General features: G+C 53.8%; 1 pseudogene. It reads right to left on the reverse strand.

From position 1 onward, the window contains the following. Positions 1 to 27: 27 nt before the first annotated feature. Positions 28 to 1,023: pseudogene (gene tnpC / locus BGK49_RS15905) on the reverse strand (IS66 family transposase); the annotation flags it as partial.

Consider the following 1,023-nt stretch of genomic DNA (forward strand, 5'->3'; position numbering starts at 1 on the left):
AGCGTCAACGGAGCACCGTATTGACGCTTATTTATTGGTGAGTGCTACGTTCCATGGCAGGAGTTCGTCAACACGGTTGGAAGGCCATTCCGGCAGTACGCTCAGGATATAGCGCAGATACGCTTCCGGATCGATACCGTTCAGTCGGCAGGTGCCGATCAGCCCGTACAGTAGCGCACCACGCTCTCCACCGTGATCGCTGCCGAAGAACATAAAGTTTTTCTTTCCGAGACAGACTGCACGAAGCGCTCTTTCCGCGGCATTATTATCCGCCTCAGCCAGACCATCATCACTGAAGTTGCACAACGCAACCCAGTGCTTCCTGATATACCGGAACGCATCTCTCAGACGGCATTTTTTCGATAACGTGTGTTCTTTCTCCTGCATCAGCTTATACAGGGAAGTCAGTAGCGGTTTACTCTGCATTTGCCTGACCGCCAGGCGTTCAGACACCGGCAACCCGCGTATTTCGTGCTCGATGGCGTACAGCTCACCGATTAGTTTCAGGGCTTCTTCCGCTGTCGCGCTTTTGGTACTGATATATACATCGTGGACTTTGCGCCGCGCATGAGCCCAGCATCCTGCTTCCGTCAACGCGCCGCCTTCTCGTTCGGCACTGAACAGCCGATCGTAACCATTAAACGCATCTGCCTGCAGGATACCCCGGAAGGGACTAAGGTGCTGCTCCGGATGTTTACCCTGATGGTCCGGTGAGTAGGCGAACCAGACGCCGGAGGCTCTGGCGAACCGGCATTCCTGTCATCCCGGACATACGTCCAGATATATCCTGTTTTCGCCTTCTTCCTGCCCGGTGCCAGCACTTTTACTGGTGTGTCATCAGTGTGAACTTTGCGGCTGTTCATCACATAACGGTACAGAGCATCATTCAGCGGCGTCATTAACTGGCAGCACGCGTCAACCCAGTTGGAGAGTAATGCACGGCTCAGTTCGACACCCTGACGGGCAAAAATTTCACTCTGACGATACAGTGGCAGGTGTTCGCAGTATTTTCCCGTTAACACG

Source organism: Shigella sp. FC1544 (genome assembly GCF_001722145.1).
In the GTDB taxonomy this organism is placed as follows: Bacteria; Pseudomonadota; Gammaproteobacteria; order Enterobacterales; family Enterobacteriaceae; genus Escherichia; species Escherichia coli.